The sequence below is a fragment of the Mycobacterium sp. IS-1496 genome, assembly GCF_001499995.1.
Classification (GTDB): Bacteria; Actinomycetota; Actinomycetes; order Mycobacteriales; family Mycobacteriaceae; genus Mycobacterium.
Map to the genome: position 1 here is coordinate 1 of NZ_LQIU01000074.1, position 529 is coordinate 529.

At 68.1% G+C, this 529-nt stretch carries 1 protein-coding gene; it reads left to right on the top strand.

Translation table 11 applies throughout. The features are described 5' to 3' along the window. On the top strand, positions 1 to 529 hold a 529-nt coding region (locus AU195_RS25460), incomplete at both ends, for an HNH endonuclease signature motif containing protein (RefSeq protein WP_172800697.1).

Genomic DNA, 529 nt, shown 5'->3' on the forward strand with positions numbered 1-529 from the left:
TTCCTCGACGCGCTACTATCCGCCCCATCATCCACCCCGGCGACGCCCCACCCGAACCCCGCTACCGGCCGTCGACAGCCCTGCAGCTCTTCGTCCGCTGCCGCGACCTGACGTGCCGCTTCCCCGGCTGCGACGTACCGGCCAACCGCTGCGACATCGACCACACCGTGCCCTGGCCCGCCGGACCCACGTGCGCGTCGAACACCAAATGCATGTGCCGAAAACATCACCTGCTCAAGACGTTCTGGGTCGGCGAAAACGGCTGGCATGACATGCAATTCGCCGACGGCACCGTCGTGTGGACCTCACCGAGTGGGCAGACCTACACCACCCAGCCCGGCAGCGCGCTGCTGTTCCCGACGCTTTGCGCGCCCACCGCCGAGGCACCGCTTCAACCCGCGAAATCCGAAGCCACCGCGAGCGACCGCGGCCTCAAGATGCCCAAACGCCGCCGCACCCGCGCCCAAGACCGGGCCCGCCGCATCGAAGCCGAACGCAAACTCAACGACGACCTCGTCGCCGAACGCAA